This is a genomic window from Teredinibacter sp. KSP-S5-2 (genome assembly GCF_032773895.1).
Taxonomy (GTDB): Bacteria; Pseudomonadota; Gammaproteobacteria; order Pseudomonadales; family Cellvibrionaceae.
Genome location: NZ_CP120416.1, coordinates 4,677,026 through 4,698,683 on the forward strand (window position 1 = coordinate 4,677,026; position 21,658 = coordinate 4,698,683).

Annotated in this window: 22 protein-coding genes; 20 read left to right on the forward strand and 2 right to left on the reverse strand. The window is 45.4% G+C overall.

Translation table 11 applies throughout. The features are described 5' to 3' along the window. Positions 1–9 precede the first annotated feature (9 nt). The 17 genes from P5V12_RS20060 to P5V12_RS20140 all read left to right on the forward strand — a co-directional run bounded on the left by P5V12_RS20060 (position 10) and on the right by P5V12_RS20140 (position 16,300). On the forward strand, positions 10–561 hold the full coding sequence (locus P5V12_RS20060; RefSeq protein WP_316954860.1) for a hypothetical protein: 552 nt from the start codon (positions 10–12) through the stop codon (positions 559–561). Further along, positions 558–2,021 (forward strand): AMP-binding protein, encoded by a 1,464-nt coding sequence (locus P5V12_RS20065; protein WP_316954861.1) that lies wholly within the window; start codon positions 558–560, stop codon positions 2,019–2,021. The genes P5V12_RS20060 and P5V12_RS20065 overlap by 4 nt, the downstream gene beginning before the upstream one ends. A gap of 11 nt (positions 2,022–2,032) precedes the next feature. Then, a complete protein-coding gene (locus P5V12_RS20070; protein ID WP_316954862.1) occupies positions 2,033–2,389 on the forward strand; it encodes a hypothetical protein in 357 nt (118 codons plus the stop codon). Next, positions 2,386–3,129, forward strand: coding sequence for a glycosyltransferase family 2 protein (locus tag P5V12_RS20075; protein ID WP_316954863.1), 744 nt, complete (start codon positions 2,386–2,388; stop codon positions 3,127–3,129). The genes P5V12_RS20070 and P5V12_RS20075 overlap by 4 nt, the downstream gene beginning before the upstream one ends. A gap of 10 nt (positions 3,130–3,139) precedes the next feature. Then, on the forward strand, positions 3,140–4,141 hold the full coding sequence (locus tag P5V12_RS20080) for a hypothetical protein (RefSeq protein WP_316954864.1): 1,002 nt from the start codon (positions 3,140–3,142) through the stop codon (positions 4,139–4,141). Continuing rightward, positions 4,134–5,684 (forward strand): aromatic amino acid ammonia-lyase, encoded by a 1,551-nt coding sequence (locus P5V12_RS20085; RefSeq protein ID WP_316954865.1) that lies wholly within the window; start codon positions 4,134–4,136, stop codon positions 5,682–5,684. The genes P5V12_RS20080 and P5V12_RS20085 overlap by 8 nt, the downstream gene beginning before the upstream one ends. After that, positions 5,677–6,108 (forward strand): acyl-CoA thioesterase, encoded by a 432-nt coding sequence (locus tag P5V12_RS20090; RefSeq protein WP_410483307.1) that lies wholly within the window; start codon positions 5,677–5,679, stop codon positions 6,106–6,108. The genes P5V12_RS20085 and P5V12_RS20090 overlap by 8 nt, the downstream gene beginning before the upstream one ends. Further along, complete coding sequence (locus P5V12_RS20095; RefSeq protein ID WP_316954866.1) at positions 6,105–6,710, forward strand: LolA family protein; 606 nt, start codon at positions 6,105–6,107, stop codon at positions 6,708–6,710. Before P5V12_RS20090 ends, P5V12_RS20095 begins: the two co-directional genes overlap by 4 nt. A 95-nt stretch (positions 6,711–6,805) precedes the next feature. Further along, positions 6,806–9,067, forward strand: a complete 2,262-nt coding sequence (locus tag P5V12_RS20100) for an MMPL family transporter (RefSeq protein ID WP_316954867.1) — start codon at positions 6,806–6,808, stop codon at positions 9,065–9,067. Between the two features lie 21 nt (positions 9,068–9,088). Continuing rightward, a complete protein-coding gene (locus tag P5V12_RS20105) occupies positions 9,089–10,336 on the forward strand; it encodes an NAD(P)/FAD-dependent oxidoreductase (RefSeq protein ID WP_316954868.1) in 1,248 nt (415 codons plus the stop codon). A 2-nt stretch (positions 10,337–10,338) separates the two neighbouring features. Then, entirely contained in the window at positions 10,339–10,902 is a 564-nt protein-coding gene (locus tag P5V12_RS20110; RefSeq protein WP_316954869.1) for a hypothetical protein, read from the forward strand. A gap of 56 nt (positions 10,903–10,958) precedes the next feature. Further along, a complete protein-coding gene (locus P5V12_RS20115; protein ID WP_316954870.1) occupies positions 10,959–12,155 on the forward strand; it encodes a beta-ketoacyl-[acyl-carrier-protein] synthase family protein in 1,197 nt (398 codons plus the stop codon). 2 nt (positions 12,156–12,157) lie between these two features. Next, positions 12,158–12,616 carry a hypothetical protein gene (locus P5V12_RS20120; protein WP_410483348.1) on the forward strand — a complete coding sequence of 153 codons (459 nt, stop codon included), beginning with the start codon at positions 12,158–12,160 and terminating at the stop codon, positions 12,614–12,616. Further along, positions 12,610–13,335: a 3-oxoacyl-ACP reductase FabG gene (fabG, locus tag P5V12_RS20125; protein ID WP_316954872.1), complete on the forward strand. Its 726-nt coding sequence runs from the start codon at positions 12,610–12,612 to the stop codon at positions 13,333–13,335. The genes P5V12_RS20120 and fabG overlap by 7 nt, the downstream gene beginning before the upstream one ends. 26 nt (positions 13,336–13,361) lie before the next feature. Continuing rightward, the gene (locus P5V12_RS20130) at positions 13,362–14,558 is read left to right on the forward strand and encodes a beta-ketoacyl-ACP synthase (RefSeq protein WP_410483308.1); all 1,197 of its coding nucleotides are present in this window, start codon (positions 13,362–13,364) and stop codon (positions 14,556–14,558) included. 27 nt (positions 14,559–14,585) lie between these two features. Next, entirely contained in the window at positions 14,586–15,335 is a 750-nt protein-coding gene (locus P5V12_RS20135; protein ID WP_316954874.1) for a hypothetical protein, read from the forward strand. A gap of 89 nt (positions 15,336–15,424) precedes the next feature. After that, a complete protein-coding gene (locus P5V12_RS20140; protein WP_316954875.1) occupies positions 15,425–16,300 on the forward strand; it encodes a class I SAM-dependent methyltransferase in 876 nt (291 codons plus the stop codon). Between the two features lie 12 nt (positions 16,301–16,312). Here P5V12_RS20140 and P5V12_RS20145 read toward each other — a convergent pair whose 3' ends face one another. Together P5V12_RS20145 and P5V12_RS20150 are read right to left on the reverse strand one after the other, a co-directional pair. Beyond that, positions 16,313–16,693, reverse strand: coding sequence for a response regulator (locus P5V12_RS20145; RefSeq protein WP_316954876.1), 381 nt, complete (start codon positions 16,691–16,693; stop codon positions 16,313–16,315). A gap of 241 nt (positions 16,694–16,934) precedes the next feature. Next, on the reverse strand, positions 16,935–17,828 hold the full coding sequence (locus tag P5V12_RS20150; protein WP_316954877.1) for a collagen-binding domain-containing protein: 894 nt from the start codon (positions 17,826–17,828) through the stop codon (positions 16,935–16,937). Between the two features lie 384 nt (positions 17,829–18,212). Between P5V12_RS20150 and nagA the strand changes: the two genes are divergently transcribed. The 3 genes from nagA to P5V12_RS20165 all read left to right on the forward strand — a co-directional run bounded on the left by nagA (position 18,213) and on the right by P5V12_RS20165 (position 21,558). Further along, complete coding sequence (gene nagA / locus P5V12_RS20155; protein WP_316954878.1) at positions 18,213–19,364, forward strand: N-acetylglucosamine-6-phosphate deacetylase; 1,152 nt, start codon at positions 18,213–18,215, stop codon at positions 19,362–19,364. A gap of 15 nt (positions 19,365–19,379) precedes the next feature. Continuing rightward, a complete protein-coding gene (gene nagB / locus P5V12_RS20160; RefSeq protein ID WP_316954879.1) occupies positions 19,380–20,171 on the forward strand; it encodes a glucosamine-6-phosphate deaminase in 792 nt (263 codons plus the stop codon). A gap of 484 nt (positions 20,172–20,655) precedes the next feature. Beyond that, on the forward strand, positions 20,656–21,558 hold the full coding sequence (locus P5V12_RS20165) for a Gfo/Idh/MocA family oxidoreductase (RefSeq protein ID WP_316954880.1): 903 nt from the start codon (positions 20,656–20,658) through the stop codon (positions 21,556–21,558). Positions 21,559–21,658: the final 100 nt, after the last annotated feature.

Sequence of the window (21,658 nt, forward strand, 5' to 3'; positions counted from 1 at the left end):
TTACATCCTATGAAAGCGCTTTGGCTATTGATTGGAGCCCTGAGTATTACGTATCCCGTTTTGGTATATTTCGGGCTCCAGCGCTTCGAGCCGAGAATTCTCGGCTTAACCTTTGTGTTCGTATATTTGGTAAGGCTACTTATCACCTCAACCAGTGTTAAAGCGCGGATAGTGGTGTGTCTTGCCGCAGTGGGTGTTGCTGTGCTTGTCTGGGGAATCAACAGTGAAAGGCTATTGGTTCTGGTGCCGGTCATTATTAATTTCGTTTTTTGCGGCGTGTTCCTTCATTCCTTGCTACAGCGGCCGACTATCCCTGCCAAATTTGCCCAAAGGTCCCACGGCGAACTCGACGATGAATTAATTCGTTATACCGATGGCGTGACCTACCTGTGGATCGGCTTTTTTATTGTGAATGGCTCCATTGCCGCCTATACGGCTTTTTTTACTTCCCGTGAAACCTGGACTCTCTACAACGGATTTATTGCGTACATACTTATCGGGTTGGTATTCCTCGGTGAGTTGGGTTACCGCAACTTTATTTATAAAAAGGACGAGAAATGAGCTTAACTCAGTCCTTTTCCCATCGGCTCTTTAGCGGGCCGAATAGCCCGTTGGTGTTGTCTGCCAACCAACCCGACGTGGTGTTGGATCTTCAACAATTTCGACAGCAGGTGAGCGCTCTTTCCGGTGTTTTAGTTAAGCGTCCAGAAAAACGATGGGTGTTGTGGGCTGATACTGCCAAAGGCTTTATCGTTCAGTTTTTTGCCTTGTGTGCTGCAAATAAGCACATCGTCTTACCCGGCAATCTAATGCTGGGAACCATGCAAAACCTGGCTGGGCAATTCGATGCCTTGCTAACCGAAAGTCCGTTTGGCCAATCTAATCAATTATCTTATGACTTGGTTCAACTGGTGTATTTGGATGCGTTGCACGCGCGGGATGCCTTACCTGAAAACCAGAGCGAAGCTGTGCTACAGCTAAGCGATCATATTGAGGTCACTCTTTATACCTCTGGCACCACCGGCGAGCCCAAATCCATATACAAAACCCTAGAACTGTTGCTTGTTGAAGTTCAGGCACAGCATCAATTGTGGGGGGAGCGGCTGGCTAATCACTGCGTGATCTCGACGGTCAGTCATCAGCATATATACGGCGTCTTGCATTATATTTTGTGGCCTTTGTACCGCGGAGCTGCGGTAATTGACGAAGTCGTGCAATACCCGGAATCGCTAATTGGTATCGCATGCCATTTGGCTCCAATGGTGTTGGTTTCCAGTCCAACCCATTTAAAGCGTTTGCCGGAATGTAGTTTGAGTGCGGAGTTGGAAGAGGCCAAGCCTGTCTTTAGCGCTATTTTTTCTTCAACCGGTGTGTTACCCCTGGCGGATTCCCAGGCTGTTGCCAAGCTGACAGGGGAAGTACCCTGGGAAATATTTGGCAGCACAGAAACCGGGGGGGTGGCCTGGCGTCAGCAAAAAGGTGAAATGCCCCATTACTGGCAGCCCATTCCCGGGGTAAAAGTACAGCAGGCGGAAGATACTGGATGCCTGCTGATCGAGGCGGAGCATATCGCCGAGGAGGGCATTTATGAAATGTCCGATCTGGTGGCGTTTAGCCCAAATGACAACAATCGGTTCCTGCTAAAAGGACGTGTTGATAAGGTCGCCAAGGTTGAGGGTAAGCGCTTCTCCCTGACGGAAATGGAAAAGCGGCTCGTTGCTCACCCCCTGGTAATTGATAGCCGGGTTTTGGTCGTCAATTCCGCCAAGCGTGATGAAGTCTATGTGGTTGCTGTACTTTCCGACGCTGGTAATGAAAAAATAAAACTAGGGAAAAAGCGCGCCGTTAATCTTCAGTTAAAACAGTATTTGGCAAACTACTTCGAGCAGCCGCTATTGCCGAGAAAATGGCGGTATGTCACCCGCTTCCCGGCTGATAGCCAGGGCAAGGTAACGTACCAACAATTAATTGGCCTATTTGACACGGCAACAGCATCGACCGCCAAACTAGAGCAGGTATAAGGATTACGAACGTGAAGTTTCCAGAATCTCTAACCGTAGAGAGCGATGGCAACATTGTTAAAGCCTCAATGACCATTGATGAGTCCTACGAATATTTCGAAGGGCATTTTGTCGGAGCGCCGGTATTGGCCGGTGTGGTGCAAATAGGCTTGGTCATGGCGATTCTGGAACGAGCTTTGGGCATACGATTGGCATTTAAAGGTATGCGCTCGGTTAAGTTTACACAGTTGATTCAGCCTCCAACAAATATTGACCTTATGTTGCAGTATCTGCCGGAAAAAGGGGTGCTGAAGTACAAAATTGAAAATGAACTGGGTAAGTGTGCAGCAGGTAATCTTATGGTTGAACCCATGGAGTTGCCTGCATGAGTGACTTCAAAGCCTGTGCGGTCATTCCGGTGTTTAATCACGCACATCTAGTGTCTCAGGTGTTTAAACCGATTAATAAACTGGGTATCCACTGCATTATCGTCAATGATGGTGGTGATGTGCAGGCAACGGAACAACTGCGAGCGCTTTTTCAAAATACGGAAGGCGCCACTTTAGTAGAGCAGTTCCCCAATGCGGGAAAAGGTGTGGCAGTGACACTGGGGTTCAATAAAGCACTGGAGCTTGGGTTTTCCCACGCGGTGCAAGTGGATGCTGATGGACAGCACGCGGTGGAAGACATTTCCAAACTGCTAAATAAAGCAGAGCAACATCCGGATGCAGTGGTCACCGGTGTACCGCTCTATGACGCCAGTGTGCCAAGGGTACGTTTTTACAGTCGCTATATTACCCATTGTTTTGTTTGGCTTGAGACATTGTCTTTCAAGATACAAGATTCCATGTGTGGTTTTCGCGTGTACCCGTTGGCACCGACCGTCAGCATTCTCAATCGAAGTGCTGCATCAAGAATGGATTTTGATACCAATATTATTGTGCGGCTGTTTTGGCGGGGAGTGGATGTTATTTCAGTGCCGACCGAAGTGAGATATCCAGATAATGGTGTTTCAAACTTCCGAATGTTCCGGGATAACCTGCGTATCAGCTGGATGCACACCAAACTTACGCTGGGGATGATAATCCGTTTGCCGTGGTTATTGGCGAGAAAATTAATTAAGAGCTGAATGTTGCATTATGGCAGACAGTCGTTGGACAGAGGTAAAAGAGCGCGGTAACTACTGGGGAATGAAAGCCTTGATGGTGCTCTATGCATGGGGTGGAAAATGGCTCATGTATCCCGTGTTGTTAGTGGTGGTGTTTTATTTTTTTATTTCCAACCGGGAGACCCGTCGTTGTTCCTTGGCCTACCTCCAGCGTGTAAACCGTGAGAAGGGAGGCAACTGGGCGCAGCCTAATTTGTGGTTGTCCTGGCGTCACTACATGGCGTTTGCTGATGCGTTGTTTCAGCGCGCATCCGCCTGGCTGGGCCACATAAAATTGAAGGATATTACTTTTGAAGAAAAGGAAGAAATTCTCAGTTTAACCAGGCAGCGCAAGGGCGTCATTATTCTGGGCTCTCACGCCGGTAACCTGGAAATGAGTCGCGCAGTAATTGGCGAAGAAGATGTAGTGATGAACGTGGTGGTGAATTCACGTCATACCGAACAATTTAATCGTTTGCTGCGCAGTTTGAGTTCATCCGTTGATGTGAACTTGATTGCGATGGATGAATTAACTCCAGCAACCGCCATCAGTATTCGCGAAAAATTGGATCGAGGTGAGTGTTTGGTTTTGCTGGCTGACAGAATTGCGCAAGGCAGTGAAAACCGAAAAATTGCCGCTCGCTTTTTAGGTGATGATGTTTTTTTACCGGAGGGCGCATTCCGTCTAGCGGTTGCGTTGGGTGCGCCGGTTGTTTTTATGTCGTGTGTCAAAGCCGCCAATGGCTATGAAGTGGTTTATGACAATATTGGTGAAAAAGTAAAACAACGAGCAGCATCAGCAAAACGGGGTGACAGAGTGCAAGCCCTAGCGGCGGTGTATCTGGATGCATTGAGTGACTTGTGTAAGGCCCACCCCTTACAGTGGTTCAATTTTTACGATTACTGGGGTGATTTTACCCCGCAAACACAAAAAGAATTAAATCAGCAGTCTCTCACAGAAGAGGCAACTAGGAGTATTGGGAAAAATGACTAATAAACACCAGTCGGTCGAATTTGGCGCAAGCCCGATTACTATTGAGGAAGTTGTATCTATTGCCAATGGAACAGGGGCAGTTGCCCTGACAGACGATCAAAATCAATTGAATAAAATTCAAGCCAGTGCCAAATTCCTGGACGATCTGTGGCGTGAAGACGGTGTGATTTATGGTGTGACAACGGGTTATGGTGATTCTTGTACTGTGACCGTACCGGCGCATTTGGTTGAAGAATTACCCATTCATTTAACCCGGTTCCATGGTTGTGGCATGGGTCGGTATTTTGATGAAACCTACGGTCGGGCGATTTTGGCTGCGCGCACTGTTTCATTAGTACAGGGTTTTTCCGGTGTCCGTCTCGAATTATTACAAACCCTGATTGAAATGATGAATCGGGGTATCGTGCCTGTTGTACCTGAAGAAGGGTCGGTTGGCGCGAGTGGTGACTTAACCCCGCTTTCCTATGTTGCTGCGGCGTTAATGGGTGAAAGGGAAGTGTATTACAAGGGTAAGAAAATACCTGCTAAGGAAGCTTTTGAAGCAGAAGGTTTACCAACATTACACCTGAAACCAAAAGAAGGTTTGGCCATTATGAATGGTACTGCGGTGATGACTGCGGTGGCGTGTATGGCTTATAGCCGAGCTGAATATCTTTCTGAATTGGTGACCAAAATTACGTCTATGGCCACCGTTGCACTGAAAGGTAATGCCAACCATTTTGACGAAAAACTTTTTTCCGTGAAGCCACACCCTGGACAGGGTGAAGTGGCGCGTCGTATCCGTTCGGATTTAAAAAGCAATGTCGTTGCGAGAAACTCCAATCGATTACAAGACCGATATTCAATCCGCTGTGCCCCACATATTATTGGTGTGCTTGAAGATTCCTTCCCCTGGATGCGTCAGTTTATTGAAACAGAATTAAACAGCGCTAACGATAATCCGATTATCGACGGTGAAGGTGAGCACCTGCTACACGGCGGTCATTTTTATGGTGGACACATTGCGTTTGTTATGGATTCAATGAAAAACGCCGTTGCCAACTTGGCGGATCTATTGGATCGACAAATGGCGCTGCTTATGGATACCAAATTTAATAACGGCTTGCCATCCAACTTGTCAGGTGCAACACCGGACCGGGCAATGATTAATCATGGTTTTAAAGCGGTACAGATAGGTTGTTCCTCTTGGGCCGCTGAAGCGTTAAAAAATACGATGCCAGCCAGTGTTTTTTCCCGTTCTACAGAGTGTCACAACCAGGATAAAGTCAGCATGGGCACCATTGCCGCGCGTGATTGTATCCGGGTGCTGGAATTAACAGAACAAATCGCTGCGGCGCAATTGCTGGCCGTTACACAAGCGTTGTATCTGCGAAAAAATGATGCTGATTTCGATCAGGCGGCAATTACACCTTCGTTGGAAAAAATGTATTCAAATGTTCGGGAGTTCTTCGATATTCTTGATGAAGACCGTCCATTAGAGCATGTGTTACGCCAAACGGTTCAGTTCATTCGTGAACGACGATGGAGTTTATACGGTGCCTAAAACAATTCCGGCACATTGGCAAACAAGTGTCGACATCACGGTACCTTTTTATGATGTCGACGCAATGGAAATTGCCTGGCACGGCAACTACGTGAAATATTTTGAGGTGGCACGTTGTAAGTTGTTAGATCAACTGCAAGTGAACTATTTTCAAATGCGAGACTGTGGCTACGGTTGGCCGATTGTCGATATTCAGTTGAAATATGTTCGTCCGGCCATTTTTAATCAGCGTATTCGAGTTCAAGTAAAAATCGAAGAATGGGAACTTAGGTTAAAACTTCGATATGTGATTACCGATATTGAAACCGGTGAGGTGCTCACAAAAGGCTACACGGTACAAGTCGCCATCGATATTACTAACCGTGAAATGTGTTATGCGACACCCGAAGTTTTCCGACAACGTATAGGTGCAAACGCAGAATGAAAATGTTTTTCTATGGATGTGGAGTCATCGCTCTGTTATTCGGCGTGGTGTCATTTGCCGCTGAGCCGGTAACTGACAAACCTGAGTGGGAATCAGTACTGGAGAAGTTGGACGAGCAAGATAGTTATAAAGGTGAATTTACCCAGGAAAGGCACCTGTCAATTCTGCAAATGCCGTTAATATCAAAAGGACATTTCGCCATTGATAAAGACCAGACAATACAATGGCAGGTGAATGAGCCTTTTTCTGTGGCCTTTTCATACCACAAGAATACCTTACAGCAGTGTACGAACTTGCAAGACGAAAAAAGCTGCCGAAAAGTTTCCAAAACTGACGACCCCATGCTGCATGGCTTTTTCTCCTTCTTCGCCAAAGTTTTTTCGGGTTCAAACGAAGAGCTGACGAATTGGTTTGATATTGAATCTGTTACTGATGAGTCTGCTGTTCTAATGCACCCAAAAAAAGCTTTTCTAAAAAAAGTATTTAGTTCTATTCGTATTGAACACGATACAAAAAAAGTTACGAAAGTGGTTATTCTTGAAACCAAACAAGAACAACAGCAAAACGCAGATAAGCAGATACTGAGCTTTCAATATCAATAGTAATCGGGTAGTAGTAATTCATAATGGGCATAGGGTTTGTATCAAGATTAAGTTTGATCGTGGTGTGTTGCTTGTTGATAGCAGCTGGCGTCTATGTGCCAAAGACTGTCTTCGACAGCGATATTCTCACACTCTTTCCCAATGCCGCGCCATCTCCTGAGCGCGACCACGCAGAAAAATCGATAGCGAAATATATTTCCAACCGAATTGTTGTACTGGTTGCCGGTGATGATATCCAGCAAATCAAGTCGGCAACCGAAGACTATGCCAAAGGTCTGGAGTCTTCACTTTATGTTGCTCAAGTGATTCACGAACATACTCCTGAGGATATAGAAGCTCTTGCTGGATTTTATCGCGAACATGCCGGTTCGTTGCTATCGACTCAGGATAAAACTGCGATAAAAACAGACAGTCAGGCACTTGTTCAAAAAGTGCTTTTTCAAATTTTTACTCACCCGGCACAATTATCTTCTAATGCGTTTGTTCAAGACCCCCTTGGGTTTTCGGATAACTATTTAAAACAGGCTACGTCGAATCTGGCCAAAGAAATGGATATTGAACAAGGGCTTCTTGTTGCCAACTATCAAGGAAAATACTATGCGTTAGTGCAGGTGTTACTTGCGGAGTCCTCCTTTTCTATCAGCTCCCAAGATGCGATTTATCATGTGCTGATGCAGGAAAAACAACGGTTACTGGATCACTACCCTGAGCTAAATATATTGTCAACCGGCACCTTTTTCTTTTCCCTTTCCGGTGCAACACAGGCTAAGAAAGAAATTTCTACAGTAGGTTTGGGATCCATTCTTGGTATTGTGCTTCTGCTAATTTTTGTCTTTCGTTCGCTGCCTGTATTGTTTTCTGCACTGATCCCTGCAGTGGTGGGCGTTCTTGCAGGAATGCTGTGTGTGAGTTTGGTCTACAACCAAATTCATTTGGTGACCATGGTTTTTGGTGTGAGCTTGATTGGTGTTTCAATCGACTACTCGTTCCATTTTCTAACGACACGCTTATCTCTTGGAGAACAGTGGGTCGCTCAAAATGGTCTTGGTCGAATTTTCTCCGGGTTGACCATGGGGTTGATTACCAGTGCCAGTGCCTACCTCTGTTTTGTGTTTTCGGGATTTCCAGGCCTCAAGCAAATCGCATTATTTTCATCGACGGGCCTTATTGCCGCCTACCTAACAGTCATTGGTCTTTTCCCTGTCCTTTTTCGGTCAAAAAGTCAGCCACTTGAAAGCATTCCTCTGTTGGTGAGTATCTTCGGATATTTAAAAGCATATAGTGCTTTTTGGATAAACATAAAAGCAAAACGGACGTTGCTGTTTGGTTGTGTATTGACTGTTTTAACCCTGTTTGCGGTTTCATTGCATTACCTTCAAATCAATGACGATATTCGAGCTATGCAGTCTTTGGATCCAGGGTTATTAAGTGAAGCCATTGAGATAAACACCATAACTCAGGAAAATAGTGGACGACGATATTATCTGGTATCTGGAAACGACGAGGCGGATTTAATCCAGAGGCTACAACAGCTAACCGCCAACACCGCCGGGCTGGATGCGACATTGCAGTCTCCCGCCAATTGGATCGAAACCGAAGGACAACAAAAAGCTAATCAGCAACTTGTCTATGACGCTCTTGTTCGATCCGGTCAATTACCAATGTTTCTTGATCAATTGGGGGTGAAACCTGATGTTAAAGAAACCATTGTTGAGCGCTATACGCCTTCTTCAGAACGGTTGATTACTCTTGCTGAAGCCTACCCCAAAATAAATCGTGTTATTGATTTTCCAAGCTTATTTGAACTCGATGGGCGGATGCACGCGATTGTATTAGTGAATAGTACTCTTCCAAGTGACGCTTTTGCTGCAGCGGCTCAGTCGATGGACCAAGTGATTTGGGTGGATACCGTCAGCGAAATGAATCTGTTACTGGAAAACTATCGTATCAGATCAATGATACTGTTGTGCGTGGCATATCTGCTCGTGTTGGTATTGTTGGTTGTTCGATATGGTTTTCGAGGTGCAGCAAGTACAGTTTGTCCGCCTTTGCTTGGCACCGCCATCGCTACGGTAATACTGACCCTGATAGGGTCAGGTATTAGCATCTTTCACCTAATGGCGATGTTGCTGGTGTTGGGTATTGGCATTGATTACACGATATTTTTACGTGAGTCCAAAAATGAGCCGGAAGAAACACTGTTTGCTATTAGTCTTTCGGTGTTAACTACCATCCTGGCTTTTGGACTTTTGTCGTTGAGTGAAACAGAGGCGATTCATGGTTTTGGCTTCACTCTGCTTATCGGCATTGTTGTTTGTTTCATTTGTGCACCCCTGGCTATAAAAACTCAGAATTAAATCGAAATAGTGGAGATTTAAATGAACTCGGTTCCTTCGCATGCGGACGTATTGATTATTGGTGCTGGTCCATCCGGCTCGATTGCGTCAGCGATATTACATAGTAAAGGCCACAGTGTTGTTGTGATGGAAAAGCAGACCTTTCCACGTTTTTCTATTGGGGAAAGTTTATTGCCCCATTGTATGGAATTCGTTGAGGAAGCCGGGATGCTGGAAGCCGTGAATAATTATGGTTTTCAATTTAAAAATGGTGCGGCTTTTCGTAAAGCGGGTAAGTACGGCTTTTTTGATTTTCGAGAGAAGTTTAGTGAAGGGCCTGGTACCACTTTTCAGGTAGAACGAGGTACGTTCGATAAGTTACTGGCTGACGAAGCGGAAAAACAGGGCGTTGCCATTTTTTACGAATACACCATAACAGCGGTGGAGTTTAAAGAAGAGCAGGCGTTGGTGAGCTATACCGATGCCGCCGGGAATGAAAGCACGATTACGACTAAGTTCGTGCTAGACGCGAGTGGGTTTGGGCGTGTGCTTCCCCGGTTACTCGACCTGGAACGGCCTTCAGATTTCCCTGTGCGTAAATCTATTTTTACCCACATTGATGATCATATCTCTGACGAAAATTACGATCGAAACAAAATTCTTGTGACGGTTCATCCGGAAGAAGATGATATTTGGTTTTGGCTTATTCCCTTTAGTGATGGTCGCTGTTCGCTAGGCGTGGTTGCGCGCGAAGATCAAATTAACAGTCGTAAAGAAGACACTATTGAAAAACATATTCAACGCTTTGTCGACGAAGCGCCCGAGCTTAAGGCGCTGTTAGCGAAAGCAGAATACAACTATCCCGCACGGGAAATTATTGGTTATTCGGCAGATGTTACCAGTTTGTATGGCAAAAACTTTGCGCTATTGGGTAACGCCGGCGAATTTTTGGACCCTGTGTTTTCCTCCGGTGTCACCATTGCCATGCGTTCGGCTAGTATGGCTGCAAATATATTGCATAGGCAGTTGAGCGGCGACGATGTGGACTGGGAAACCGAGTATTCAGTACCCTTGAAAAAAGGTGTGAATACTTTTAGAACCTTTGTTGAATCCTGGTATGACTGCCGGTTACAGGATGTTATTTTCTATAAGGATAAAAAGAAAGAAGTCTCCGATATGATTTGCTCTATTTTGGCTGGTTACGCTTGGGATGAGAAAAACCCTTACGTAAAAGAACCTAACAGAAGAATGAATGTGTTAGCTGAAATCTGTCGTATGGGTATTGCTTAAATATGAATGAAAAAAAAGGGCGGCTGACCAAAATCGTTTTGGTATTTGTTTTAACCTCGTTGATGTTTTTATCGGGGTGTAGTTGGTTGCCCTTCGTTCACACTCAGGCCAAGCAGTTTGAGCGCTGGAATCTCGACTTGACCTGCACCCAGCTCGCCGAAAACTTTCAGGCTGACACTATCAGCTATTCCTATTCACTGGATCTCCAGGCGCCGGATCAACAACATCAGTTTATATTGTTATTCCAATATAAAGATGCGCTTTTACAAACTATGGTGTTGAACAGTTTGGGTGCCAAGGTGTATTCATCCCAAATAGATAACCGCCTTGGGTTTCAAAACGAAAAAATCATGCCTTTATTAGGCGATATTCGCTTTAAGAGTGTGATTCAGGCCGTTATTGTTGCTGCGAATGAGGCAAATACGCCCGCTTGTTACCGCTCCGGTATGGAAAATACCGGCTGGTTAGTGGCAAATTATCAAGATGAGAATGTAGATCAAATTGGATTAACCCTGCCCCATCTAGGATACAATGTGCAGCTAAGACGGCTAAATAATGCCCGGTAATTTTTTATTGATTACTTATATCTAACCGCATGCTAAGTATTTATTTTGGATGGTAAATGACGGTATATCTAAATGCTCTCGGTATTGTAAATGCGCTGGGTCACGATAAAACCAGCGTATTGAGTAACATGTTGGCGAACTCGCAAAAAAATGTGGTGGAGAATCACTGGGTTCCGGAAACAACTACCTACGTGGCTCAGGTTGATGTAGAACTGCCGGTCATACCGGATAAGCTGAGTGAGTTTAAGTCGCGTAACAATCAACTCGCCCTGCACGCGTTACAGCAGTTTAAGCCTGAGCTTGAGCAGGCAAAAGCCCAGTATGGGGCTGAGCGCATAGCTGTGGTGATTGGTACCAGTACCTCTGGTATCGCAGAGGGTGAAGAAGCGATTCTCCAGTACCAGCAAACTGGAAGTCGGCCAACGAATTACCAATACCAGCAGCAGGAAATCGGCACCGTGGCCGAGTTTGTCGCTGAATACTCAGGTGTGGCCGGCCCTGCTTATACGATTTCCACCGCATGTAGTTCCAGCGCGCACGCACTTGGCAGTGCTAAACGACTTATTGACGAAGGTTTCGCTGACGCCGTGATTGTTGGCGGAGTGGATTCGCTGTGCCGATTGACCGTGAATGGCTTTGCGGCTTTGGAATCGGTGTCTGATGAAGTTACAAATCCGTTTAGTGAAAATCGCAAAGGCATCAATATTGGTGAAGGGGCTGCGTTGTTCTTATTGACCAGGGAAGTGGGCGGAGAAGCGATTGAGTTGATGTCTGTTGGGGCCTCTTCTGATGCGCATCATATTTCTGCCCCGGAACCCGAAGGCAGCGGTGCGGAAAGGGCGATTCAGCAAGCGTTGGATAACGCGGGGCTTGCCAGGGAAGAGGTTACCTATATCAATTTACACGGTACCGGAACGCGACTAAACGATGCGATGGAATCCAAAGTGATCCACCGAATGTTTGGCGGGGATGTACCCTGCAGTAGCAGTAAAGGTCAGATAGGGCATACCTTGGGTGCCGCTGCAGCCAATGAAGTTGCGCTGTGTTGGTTGGCACTTTCCAGTATGAATACCTCGGGTCAATTGCCTCCGCATTTATGGGATGGCAAGCAGGACCCGGAATTAAGTTTGATTATGCTGAACGATAGTCACTGCCAAGCTGGATTAGTAGCGGGAGGAAAGCAAATTCATTTGAGTAACTCCTTTGCTTTCGGTGGCAATAATGCCGCAGTGATCCTCGGCAGGAGAGCATAGTGATGTACTTTGACCAGCCGGAAAAACTCATTGCTCATCGCGGTAAAATGCGTTTTATCGATCGAGTACTTGATGCCACAGATAAAGGCTTGAGTGCTGAGTCCATAGTAGATAGTGGACATATTTTTTATGATCCAGATTTTAATGGTTTACCCGCGTGGGTAGGCATCGAATTAATGGCTCAAGCGGTAGCGGCTTGGGTTGGATTGGAAGATTTGAAAAACCATCAAGAGATTACACTGGGTTTTTTACTCGGTTCTCGCGATTTTATTGCCGAACAGGCTTTTTTCCCTCTCGGTAAATTACAAATTGATGTCCGCGTTATTTTGGCAGCAGACAATACGATGGTTTTTTCAGGTGAAATTAAAGATCAATCGGGCGAACAATTGGCGAGGGGAGACATCACTTGTTACCGACCCGAAGACCTTAGCGCATATTTGAAGGGGAATGTGGAATGGTAAAAAGAGTCCTGGTAACGGGGTCCAGTCGGGGCATTGGCAAAGCGGTTGCGCTTAAACTAGCATCCAGTGGATATGACATTGCCGTGCATTGTCGCGGTGGGCGAGAAGCCGCAGAGCAAGTGAAAGATGAAATTCAGGCTATGGGCCGGGAAGCGGTTGTACTGCAGTTTGATGTGGCCGATCGCCAGGCGGCGAAAGACATCATTGAAGCTGATATGGAAGCCAACGGCGTGTATTTTGGTGTGGTATGTAATGCGGGTATTACCCGTGACAACGCTTTTCCGGCGATGACCGACGACGAGTGGGATTCGGTGATCCACACCAACCTGGATGGTTTATATAATGTTTTGAAGCCCATTATTATGCCTTTGGTCAGAGCCAGAAAAGGTGGCCGAATTGTTACGATGTCTTCTATCTCCGGGTTGGCTGGTAATCGCGGTCAAGCAAATTACAGCGCGACTAAAGCCGCGATCACCGGGGTAACCAAAACCCTGGCTCTGGAGCTGGGTAAGCGCGGAATTACCGTCAACTGCGTGGCACCTGGTGTGATTGAAACCGATATGATTGATGATGTTTTCGAGAAAGAGATTAAGGCGATGATTCCCTTGCGTCGATTTGGTAAGGCAGAGGAAGTGGCGAATCTGGTAGACTTCCTTGTTTCGGATGGCGCAGCCTATATTACTCGCCAGGTAATTTCAGTTAATGGTGGTATGTTGTAGTTATGAGAAGAGTCGTGGTCACAGGGATGTCTGGTATATGTGCACTTGGTGATAACTGGCCGGATATCTTTAACGGCCTTAAAGCAAAGCAAAACTGTGTACAGCGTATGCCCTGGGATGATATCCAGGGATTACATACCCGGTTGGGGGCACCCATAACGGATTTTTCTACCCCTAAGCATTACCCGCGCAAGATGCTTCGCAGTATGGGGCGGGTGGCCGTGATGTCTGTTCGCGCTACAGAAATGGCATTAGAGAATGCTGGCCTGCTCGATGATGACGTGGTTAAGTCAGGGGCAATGGGTGTTTCTTACGGCTCCTGTATTGGCACACCCGGGGATGTTCCCGTGCTTTCCCAGGTTTTATCAGAAGGGTCCACATTGGGCTTGAACTCGGGTACATACCTGAAAGTGATGAGCCACACCGCGCCGGTGAATATCGGATTGTTTTTCGGTATGAAAGGGCGAATTATTCCGACCACCTCTGCTTGTACCTCTGGTAGCCAGGGCATAGGTTATGCCTACGAGGCTATTAAGTATGGTCAACAAGACTTAATGGTTGCGGGCGGCTCAGAAGAGTTTTGCCTGACTCAGGTCTCCGTTTTTGATGTGATGTTTGCTACCAGTACACGAAATGACGATCCAAAACTTACCCCAAGACCTTTTGATGCCAATCGCGACGGACTGGTTCTCGGGGAAGGTGCCTGTTCAATCATCCTCGAAGAATACGAACATGCCAAAGCTCGTGGAGCAACAATCTACGGTGAAGTGGTGGGTTATGGGACCAACTCCGATGGCCAGCATGTGACCGAGCCAAGTGCCAATACTATGGGTATTGCGATGGAACTTGCGTTAAAAGACGCAGGAGTTTCAGCTTCTGATATCGGTTATGTGAATGCCCACGGTACAGCAACCGGTAAAGGTGATATTGCCGAAACCAATGCCACCGCGCGGGTTTTGGGTGCTGGTAAACCGATTAGCTCACTTAAAAGCTATCTCGGCCATACTTTAGGGGCTTGTGGTGCTCTAGAGTTTTGGATGAGTCTGGAAATGATGCGCAATAACTGGTTTGCGCCAACCATCAACTTGGAGAATGTTGATCCTGAATGTGGTGATCTAGACTACATCGTTGGTGACGGCCGCGAAATGGATCATGAGTTCGTGATGACCAACAACTTTGCCTTTGGTGGGATTAATACATCTTTGATTATTAAACGTATGTAAGGGAAACACTACGTAAAGGTATTTTTCATGGATGTTCTTTCCCGATTTTCTCTGCTAAAAGCATGCCTTGTAATGTGGGTATTAGGTGTTACTGGCTGTGCCTCAACCCAAAGCCCAATGCCAATGCTTTCGTATACTGGGCCACAAAGTGATGGCAAAACGCTCGTAGTTGCCTTGCGTGGTATAGGCGGCTCAGTCAAAAGCTTTGAAAAATATCATTTTATTTCTGATTTACATCGCCATTACCCGTCATTTGACGTCATGATTCCCGATGCGCACTTTGGCTACTACAAAGAAAAAAACCTGCGCGATCGTTTGGAAGAAGATGTGTTTAAACCGGCCAGAGCGCAAGGCTATAAAAAAATATGGTTGGTGGGGATCTCTCTGGGTGGCCTGGGAAGCCTCATTAACTTCCAGTGTTGTGAATCGGAGTTTGCCGGTGCTGTGCTGATTGCGCCATACAGTGGTGAGGCAGAATTGCATCAAGATATTGAAACCTACCTGGCGGGATCGGGGCCTTCACCGTGGGAAAGTGCCCGTTGGCAGGAGGAAGATTCAAAAGACTTTCTGGCTTTATGGGCCTGGATTTTGGATAATGGCGCGCTATTTTCAAGTGGTAGAATCTGGCTGGGGTATGGCGACAAAGATCGCCTATCTGGCCATGAGTTATTGGCCTCTCGATTACCGGAAAAGAACGTTATTCGGGTTAAGGGAGGGCATAAAGCGAAGGTGTTTTCCTCGATCTGGAATGACATCCTGGAACAGAAGCCGTTTTAATTTGGGTGTGGCAGGCTCCACGAAAGATGGATAATAGCCACTAAAACGATGTGACTTAACTCCGTTTCTGTAAACGGATAAAAAAAACAATGAGTTCTGCAGCAGTTACAAGAGAATTAAATGACCCGGCGGTTCCTAACTGGAAAGAAGTTCAGTTGGAGGATACGTGGCCGGATTCATTGGACTTGGGAACCTTTTCGGGTGCCTGGCATTTTACCAAGTTGATCTTTGGTAAGCGTCGGCCTGTCAGCGTTCCTAGCAGCTTGTTAGAACAGGTCGCAATTCCGAAATACGTCTTGCAAGAGTTTCACAACCTACCTAATGGTAACTACTCTCGTCGCTTTTCCCGCGGTTACATAACCGGCTTCGACATTTCCATGCTCGGTTATGCCGACGTTGCCAGAGGTTGGATCGCCAGTCGCTTGAAATCATGTCACGCGGTTGTTGATGTTGGTACTGCTGGTGGAAAAACAGGGCGTGCAATTAAGGATGCTGGCGTGGAGGAAGTATGGGGTATAGATCCATCTCCCTATTTATTAAAGCATGCCGCCGAAGATCATCCTTGTGTTAAGTTTGTTCCTGGGGTGGCAGAAGATCTGCCTTTCCCGGATAAACGATTGGATGGTGTTGCAGCTTGTTTCCTCTTCCACGAAGTTCCACCTAAATACGCTCGTTTAGCATTTGCTTCTTTTAACCGGGTATTGAAAGTTGGCGGCAAAGTTATTGTCGCTGAGCCATCTGAACAGCAGTTAGAATCTTTTAAACTGAAAGAATTTTTCGGTAAAAAAGGCTGGTTAAAAGTTTACTTCAAAACCCTGGCCAACTTTGTTCATGAACCTTTCCTGGATGCGTGGCATAGCCACAATAAGCTTGAGCTATTTGAAAACGCGGGTTTCGCTGTGGTTGAGCTAGAGCAGGGGTTACCTATTAATTATTACCATTTGGAAAAAGTACGGGATATCTAGACCGGTTGGTCGTTATTTCGAAGGTAATATTGTCTCCAATGTTTGAATCAAAAGCTCTTCATCTATTGGCTTAGTGAGAAGACCGTCGACACCGCTGGCTTCAATTTCTTCCTTTTCTCCCTTTACTGCATGTGCTGTCAACGCAATTACTGGGATGTCTGAGAGATGGGGAGATGATTTGATTTTTACTGTTGCATCCTTTCCACTCATTCCAGGCAGGGATACATCCATTAGTATCAAATCGAATTTCCTGAGTTCAAGTAGCTCCAGGCCTTCTTCTGCTGAATCCGCACAGGTTACTGAGTAACCTTCATCTTCCAGTATCCAGGTTGCCAGCTCCTGATTATCTTTGTTGTCTTCGACGATAAGTATATGAGTGCTTTCGTTTGTCACTGAGACACCTTTTGATTCTGAGTCCTAATACAAGCTTAAACCAGGTTACATGTAGTGGCCATTTTCTGGTGTTTGAGTGTATGAAGAATCAAGTTCTAGGCAGGGTTTTACGTGCAGTAGGAGTTAGCGATGAATATAACCGAGAGGTGTGCGACAGTAGGTACTTACTGACTGGGGATGCTTTTATTGGTATATAAAAAGCCCGGCTTGCCGGGCTTTGTCAGTAGATTGCAAAAAAGAATTAAGCACTTCTTTTCTGGTTGATTTTTCGACGTAATAGAATTAGTGCAAGACCACCAGCCAGCAAGTAAAGTGATGATGGCTCTGGAACTTCAACTGGAGTACCTGGAGTAATACCGAATACTTCCTGAAGATTTCCTTGCAGCCCATTTGCCAATACGCGCGTTGCATTCATGATCGCGCCGTCACCGATTTGCCAGTATGCACGTGGCGCAATGAATGTACCGCTAAATTCAGCACCGCCAATGATTGTGGCAAGGTGGTTGTTGTAGGCGGAATCGTCAGAACCTGCACCATAGAAGTTGAACAGCACGTTATCCGCTTCAACGCCGTCTAACAGAATTCCGGATAATGAATCTAAGTAAAGCTTTTCTGACACGTTAATAATGAAGGTATCGCTGGAAGATCCGCTGATAGTTAGGGATTCACCGCTTCCAAGGCTAATAGAACCATCGATGTTGTATACCGAAAGGCCGCTACCTTGAGAAGATAAAACAGTGGTGGATGTGATGCTGCTTAGGCTTTGTCCGCCGTATGATAAGGCTTCAATAGACGCTGCTTGCAGGTCAGCATAAACACCGTCCCAGTATGCATCTGAGCGAACGGTTGTATCCCCGAATACTGTGGCGTCGGGAGCAGATGAGAAATAACCACCATCAAGGTTGCCGTGAATTTCCACACCGGAAGAAAGGCCAACAAAGCCGCGACCACCAACATTACCGTGGATGATAGCTTCAGAACCAAGTTGCATAAGGCCTGATGTTGGAGATGCTCCAGGACCTGCGCCAAGCAGGGTGTAATCGCTGGCAGTACCCAAGTCTACTGGCACAGCGTTTGAGATTGTTGATGCAGCCAACAAGCCCAAGCCAATAATTGCTTTATTAATAGACAACATAACTATTTCTCTTGTTAGAAATTTTATGGATAAAAAACATAACTTGCTCAGCACTATGCAGGTTTGATGCCAGAACTAAATTTCTTAATATTTTCAATGGGTTATCTGTTTTGGCGTGTTTTTAATATGTGCAAGTGTAAATTTTGCCGTCACATTTGTGAATTGTGTCACATTTGATTGGTCATGCTTTGGTGAGGGTCAAATTCACTTTGATTGGGCTATTTTGTCCTGAGTTTGACTTTTCACAACCTCTTTTAATCGCACAATTTATACTATATGGTGCGCGCTCCCGGAGCTTTTTGGGTACGACTTGAACTAAGCTCCATTACACGCAATCCATCAAATTCATAACGGTTTATTACCGAGACAAAGGTTCTTAGGTCCATGTCTGATACTTCTACAGTACTTGTGGGAGCCAAAATTTTTACTGGTGACCGCTTTTTGCATGATCATGCCGTCGTAGTGAAGGGTGATCGAATTGAACGAGTGATTCCTGCTTGCGAAATAACTTCTGACCAAGACTCAGTTGATTTGGGTGGCGGTATTCTTGCCCCCGGTTTTATTGACCTTCAAGTTAATGGTGGTGGTGGTGCTTTCTTTACCAACGAAACCACAGTTGATTCCTTAGCCAGAATGCTCGATGGTCACCGTCCTACCGGGACAACATCAATGTTGCCGACCATGATCAGTGACACGCGTGAAACTCATCAGGCAGGTGTGCAAGCGGTTGCTGATGCGGTCAAAAAGGGAATGAAGGGTATTTTGGGTGTGCATATTGAAGGCCCGTTTTTCTCGGTGGAAAAACGTGGTGCGCATAATGAGAAGTACATCCGGGAAATGGAGAAGACAGATATCTCCTGGATTTCGGATATCGAGGGTTTCAAAGTTATGGTGACCCTGGCTCCTGAAAAAGCAAAAGCCGGTCAAATTAAATCATTGGCAGATGCTGGGGTGGTCGTTTGTGCCGGCCATACCAATGCTGAATACGATGATATTGTTAATGGTATTGAGGAAGGGCTCCAAGGATTCACCCACTTGTATAATGCAATGAGTCCTCAAACCGGGCGAGAGCCAGGTGTCGTGGGTGCTGCTTTGTCGAGTAAAACTACTTGGTGTGGATTAATTGCGGATAACCACCATGTACATAAGGGCTCCATCCTAGTGGCATTGGCTGCAAAACCTCAGGGCAAGCTTTACCTTGTGACTGATGCCATGTCGACGGTTGGGTCAGATGAAAAATCGTTCACTATTTATGGTGAAGAGATTTTTGAGAAAGATGGTGCCTTGGTGAACGCAGAAGGTCGTTTGGCCGGTAGTGCAATCGGTATGATCGACGCTGTTCGAATTATGCATAAAGATGTTGGAATCAGTTTAGAAGAGGCGTTGCGGATGTCTGCGCTATATCCCGCTGAATTTATGCAGCTTGAATCTGAGCTTGGGCGAGTTAAAGCTGGCCATCGAGCGGATTTAGTCCATTTTAATGAAAAGTTTGTTGTGCAACATACGTGGGTTGCTGGTGATCACCAGGCTCATTAATCAACGGAGAATTTAATGAAAGTCGTAATTTTGAATGACGCTGCAGAAGTTGCTAAATACGGTGCAGAAATATTTGTAAAACAAATCAATAAAAAACCGGATTCTGTTTTGGGATTGGCAACAGGTTCCACTCCTGTCGCTATGTATCAAGAACTTATCGCGGCTAATAAAGAAGGTCGAGTGAGCTTTCGACAAGTAAGCAGCTTTAATTTGGATGAGTACCTTGGCTTACCTGGAGATCATCCGCAGAGCTATCGCTACTTTATGAATGACAAATTGTTTAATCATGTCGATATCGAAAAGTTCCGCACCAATGTTCCACCGGGTGATGCTAACAACCCGATTGAAGCGTGCCTTGAGTATGAGCGCATGATCGAAAAGGCTGGCGGTATCGATGTTCAGCTTTTGGGTATTGGGCGAAATGGTCATATCGGTTTTAATGAACCCTCTTCATCTCTGCAGTCTCGTACTCGCGTAAAAACCTTGACCAAGGAAACTGTGGAAGATAACGCGCGTTTCTTCGAAGAAGGTGAGTTCCAACCACAACTTTCCATTACTATGGGTATTGGCACTATTCTGGAAGCCAAGAAAGTGGTTCTACTTGCTACTGGAGAAGGCAAAGCAGATGCTGTTAAGCAAACCGTGGAAGGGCCTCTTTCTGCTGCGTGCCCTGCTTCTGCATTACAGTTCCACCAAGATGTAGTCGTAATTATTGACGAAGCTGCGGCTTCTAAGTTGGACGACCCCGATTTCTACAAGTACATCGAAACAGAGAATCGTCGATTAGAGAAACATCTAGGCCTTTAATTCTCACCAATATTAAAAACGGTGTTGTCGTAGGTGTATGGCAACACCGTTTTTTTATCTTCCTTCTCAGATTAAAGGGTAGCTTACCCGGAAATTTGGTCTTCTTAGAAAACAAAGTCGTAGATTTGCTCGTTCGAAGCTTGGTATCAATCCGGTCTGCAGCGGAAGATCGCTCGGGGGAAAAGGTATTTTGATTTTCTTCTAACCGGGAATATGTTTCATTAGTGTAATTTTTTGTGTCTCCGATCGTTGTTGTGCTTTGAACTTGAGATCACTCCTGATTTTGGGTGCCAGAGGCAAATATTCGCTTGGGCGGCTGTCATGAGTTGTCTGGGGGCTGGGATTTGGTAGTTGATCGCCATATGCTGTAAACAAGATGGCTCAGAACTGGCCTCAACACATAAATCTCACATTAGGTACAGGTTTTTCTGAGCCAAACTCGGATGCTCTAACATTCAAATAACGACAAATAATTGAGGTGTACATGCGTATAGCAATGATTGGCCTGGGGGATATCGCTCAAAAAGCATATCTTCCCCTGTTAGCTTGTTGGAAAAACATCGAGTTAGTCCTGTGTAGCCGAAACGAAGACGTTGTAAGGGCATTGGCAAGTCAATATCGAATAGCGGAGTATGTAACGGATTACCGGGAGTTAATTAAAAAGAACATTGATGCGGTAACCGTACATTCTTCGACAGAAAGCCATTTTGAATTGGCCAGCTTTTTTCTCGAAAACAAAATTCCAGTGCTGATCGATAAACCGATTGCTTACTACTTGGATGAAGTTAAAAGCTTGATTAGTTTATCTAAATCAAAAAAAGTTACTTTTTTTACGGCGTTTAACCGCCGCTATATTCCTCAGTATCAACCTCTGTACGCGTTAGAATCCAATTATGTCTGTTATAAAAAAAACCGCTTTAACCTACCAGGTGAAATTCGAAATTTTGTTTTTGACGATTTTATTCATGTATTGGATTCCGTTTTACAGGTTAATAAACACATCCAAGATCCCAGTATCCATCTATTACAAAAAGGCAACTTATTACAAGCGATAAATGTCTCATGGCAACACGATAGTAATATAGCCATTGCAAGCATGAACAGAATTAATGCATGCACGGAAGAAGAGTTTGAATGCGGTTCAAGCGTTGAAAAATGGCGTATAACCAACCTTGAACAAGTGGAACACTATGACGCTGAAGGGAAGAAAAACTTCCTTGATAACGGCTGGCAATCGAATCTTTATAAGCGTGGCTTTGTCGATATGGTTGCTGCTTTTCTTGGTGAAATACAAGTAGGTGACAACTTAAAGTTGCTGGAAAGCTACCTGCTAACACATTCCGTAGCAGAAGAGATTGTCCAGTATGCGCAAAAAAAATCATCCTAAAACGAACATAATGTAACCATTTTTAATTGGTAAAAATTATATTAAAAAAAATTTTTAGATTGGCTTGTTATTATTGTTTTTTGTGGAAACACGTGCCATT

What these genes read in the sequence shown, in the direction of transcription:
- P5V12_RS20060 (WP_316954860.1), top strand. Translation starts at nt 10, where the DNA reads ATGAAAGCGCTTTGGCTATTGATTGGAGCCCTGAGTATTACGTATCCC.
- P5V12_RS20065 (WP_316954861.1), top strand. Translation starts at nt 558, where the DNA reads ATGAGCTTAACTCAGTCCTTTTCCCATCGGCTCTTTAGCGGGCCGAAT.
- P5V12_RS20075 (WP_316954863.1), top strand. Translation starts at nt 2,386, where the DNA reads ATGAGTGACTTCAAAGCCTGTGCGGTCATTCCGGTGTTTAATCACGCA.
- P5V12_RS20080 (WP_316954864.1), top strand. Translation starts at nt 3,140, where the DNA reads ATGGCAGACAGTCGTTGGACAGAGGTAAAAGAGCGCGGTAACTACTGG.
- P5V12_RS20085 (WP_316954865.1), top strand. Translation starts at nt 4,134, where the DNA reads ATGACTAATAAACACCAGTCGGTCGAATTTGGCGCAAGCCCGATTACT.
- P5V12_RS20095 (WP_316954866.1), top strand. Translation starts at nt 6,105, where the DNA reads ATGAAAATGTTTTTCTATGGATGTGGAGTCATCGCTCTGTTATTCGGC.
- P5V12_RS20105 (WP_316954868.1), top strand. Translation starts at nt 9,089, where the DNA reads ATGAACTCGGTTCCTTCGCATGCGGACGTATTGATTATTGGTGCTGGT.
- P5V12_RS20110 (WP_316954869.1), top strand. Translation starts at nt 10,339, where the DNA reads ATGAATGAAAAAAAAGGGCGGCTGACCAAAATCGTTTTGGTATTTGTT.
- P5V12_RS20115 (WP_316954870.1), top strand. Translation starts at nt 10,959, where the DNA reads ATGACGGTATATCTAAATGCTCTCGGTATTGTAAATGCGCTGGGTCAC.
- P5V12_RS20120 (WP_410483348.1), top strand. Translation starts at nt 12,158, where the DNA reads ATGTACTTTGACCAGCCGGAAAAACTCATTGCTCATCGCGGTAAAATG.
- fabG (WP_316954872.1), top strand. Translation starts at nt 12,610, where the DNA reads ATGGTAAAAAGAGTCCTGGTAACGGGGTCCAGTCGGGGCATTGGCAAA.
- P5V12_RS20130 (WP_410483308.1), top strand. Translation starts at nt 13,362, where the DNA reads ATGTCTGGTATATGTGCACTTGGTGATAACTGGCCGGATATCTTTAAC.
- P5V12_RS20135 (WP_316954874.1), top strand. Translation starts at nt 14,586, where the DNA reads ATGGATGTTCTTTCCCGATTTTCTCTGCTAAAAGCATGCCTTGTAATG.
- P5V12_RS20140 (WP_316954875.1), top strand. Translation starts at nt 15,425, where the DNA reads ATGAGTTCTGCAGCAGTTACAAGAGAATTAAATGACCCGGCGGTTCCT.
- P5V12_RS20150 (WP_316954877.1), bottom strand. Translation starts at nt 17,828, where the DNA reads ATGTTGTCTATTAATAAAGCAATTATTGGCTTGGGCTTGTTGGCTGCA.
- nagA (WP_316954878.1), top strand. Translation starts at nt 18,213, where the DNA reads ATGTCTGATACTTCTACAGTACTTGTGGGAGCCAAAATTTTTACTGGT.
- nagB (WP_316954879.1), top strand. Translation starts at nt 19,380, where the DNA reads ATGAAAGTCGTAATTTTGAATGACGCTGCAGAAGTTGCTAAATACGGT.
- P5V12_RS20165 (WP_316954880.1), top strand. Translation starts at nt 20,656, where the DNA reads ATGCGTATAGCAATGATTGGCCTGGGGGATATCGCTCAAAAAGCATAT.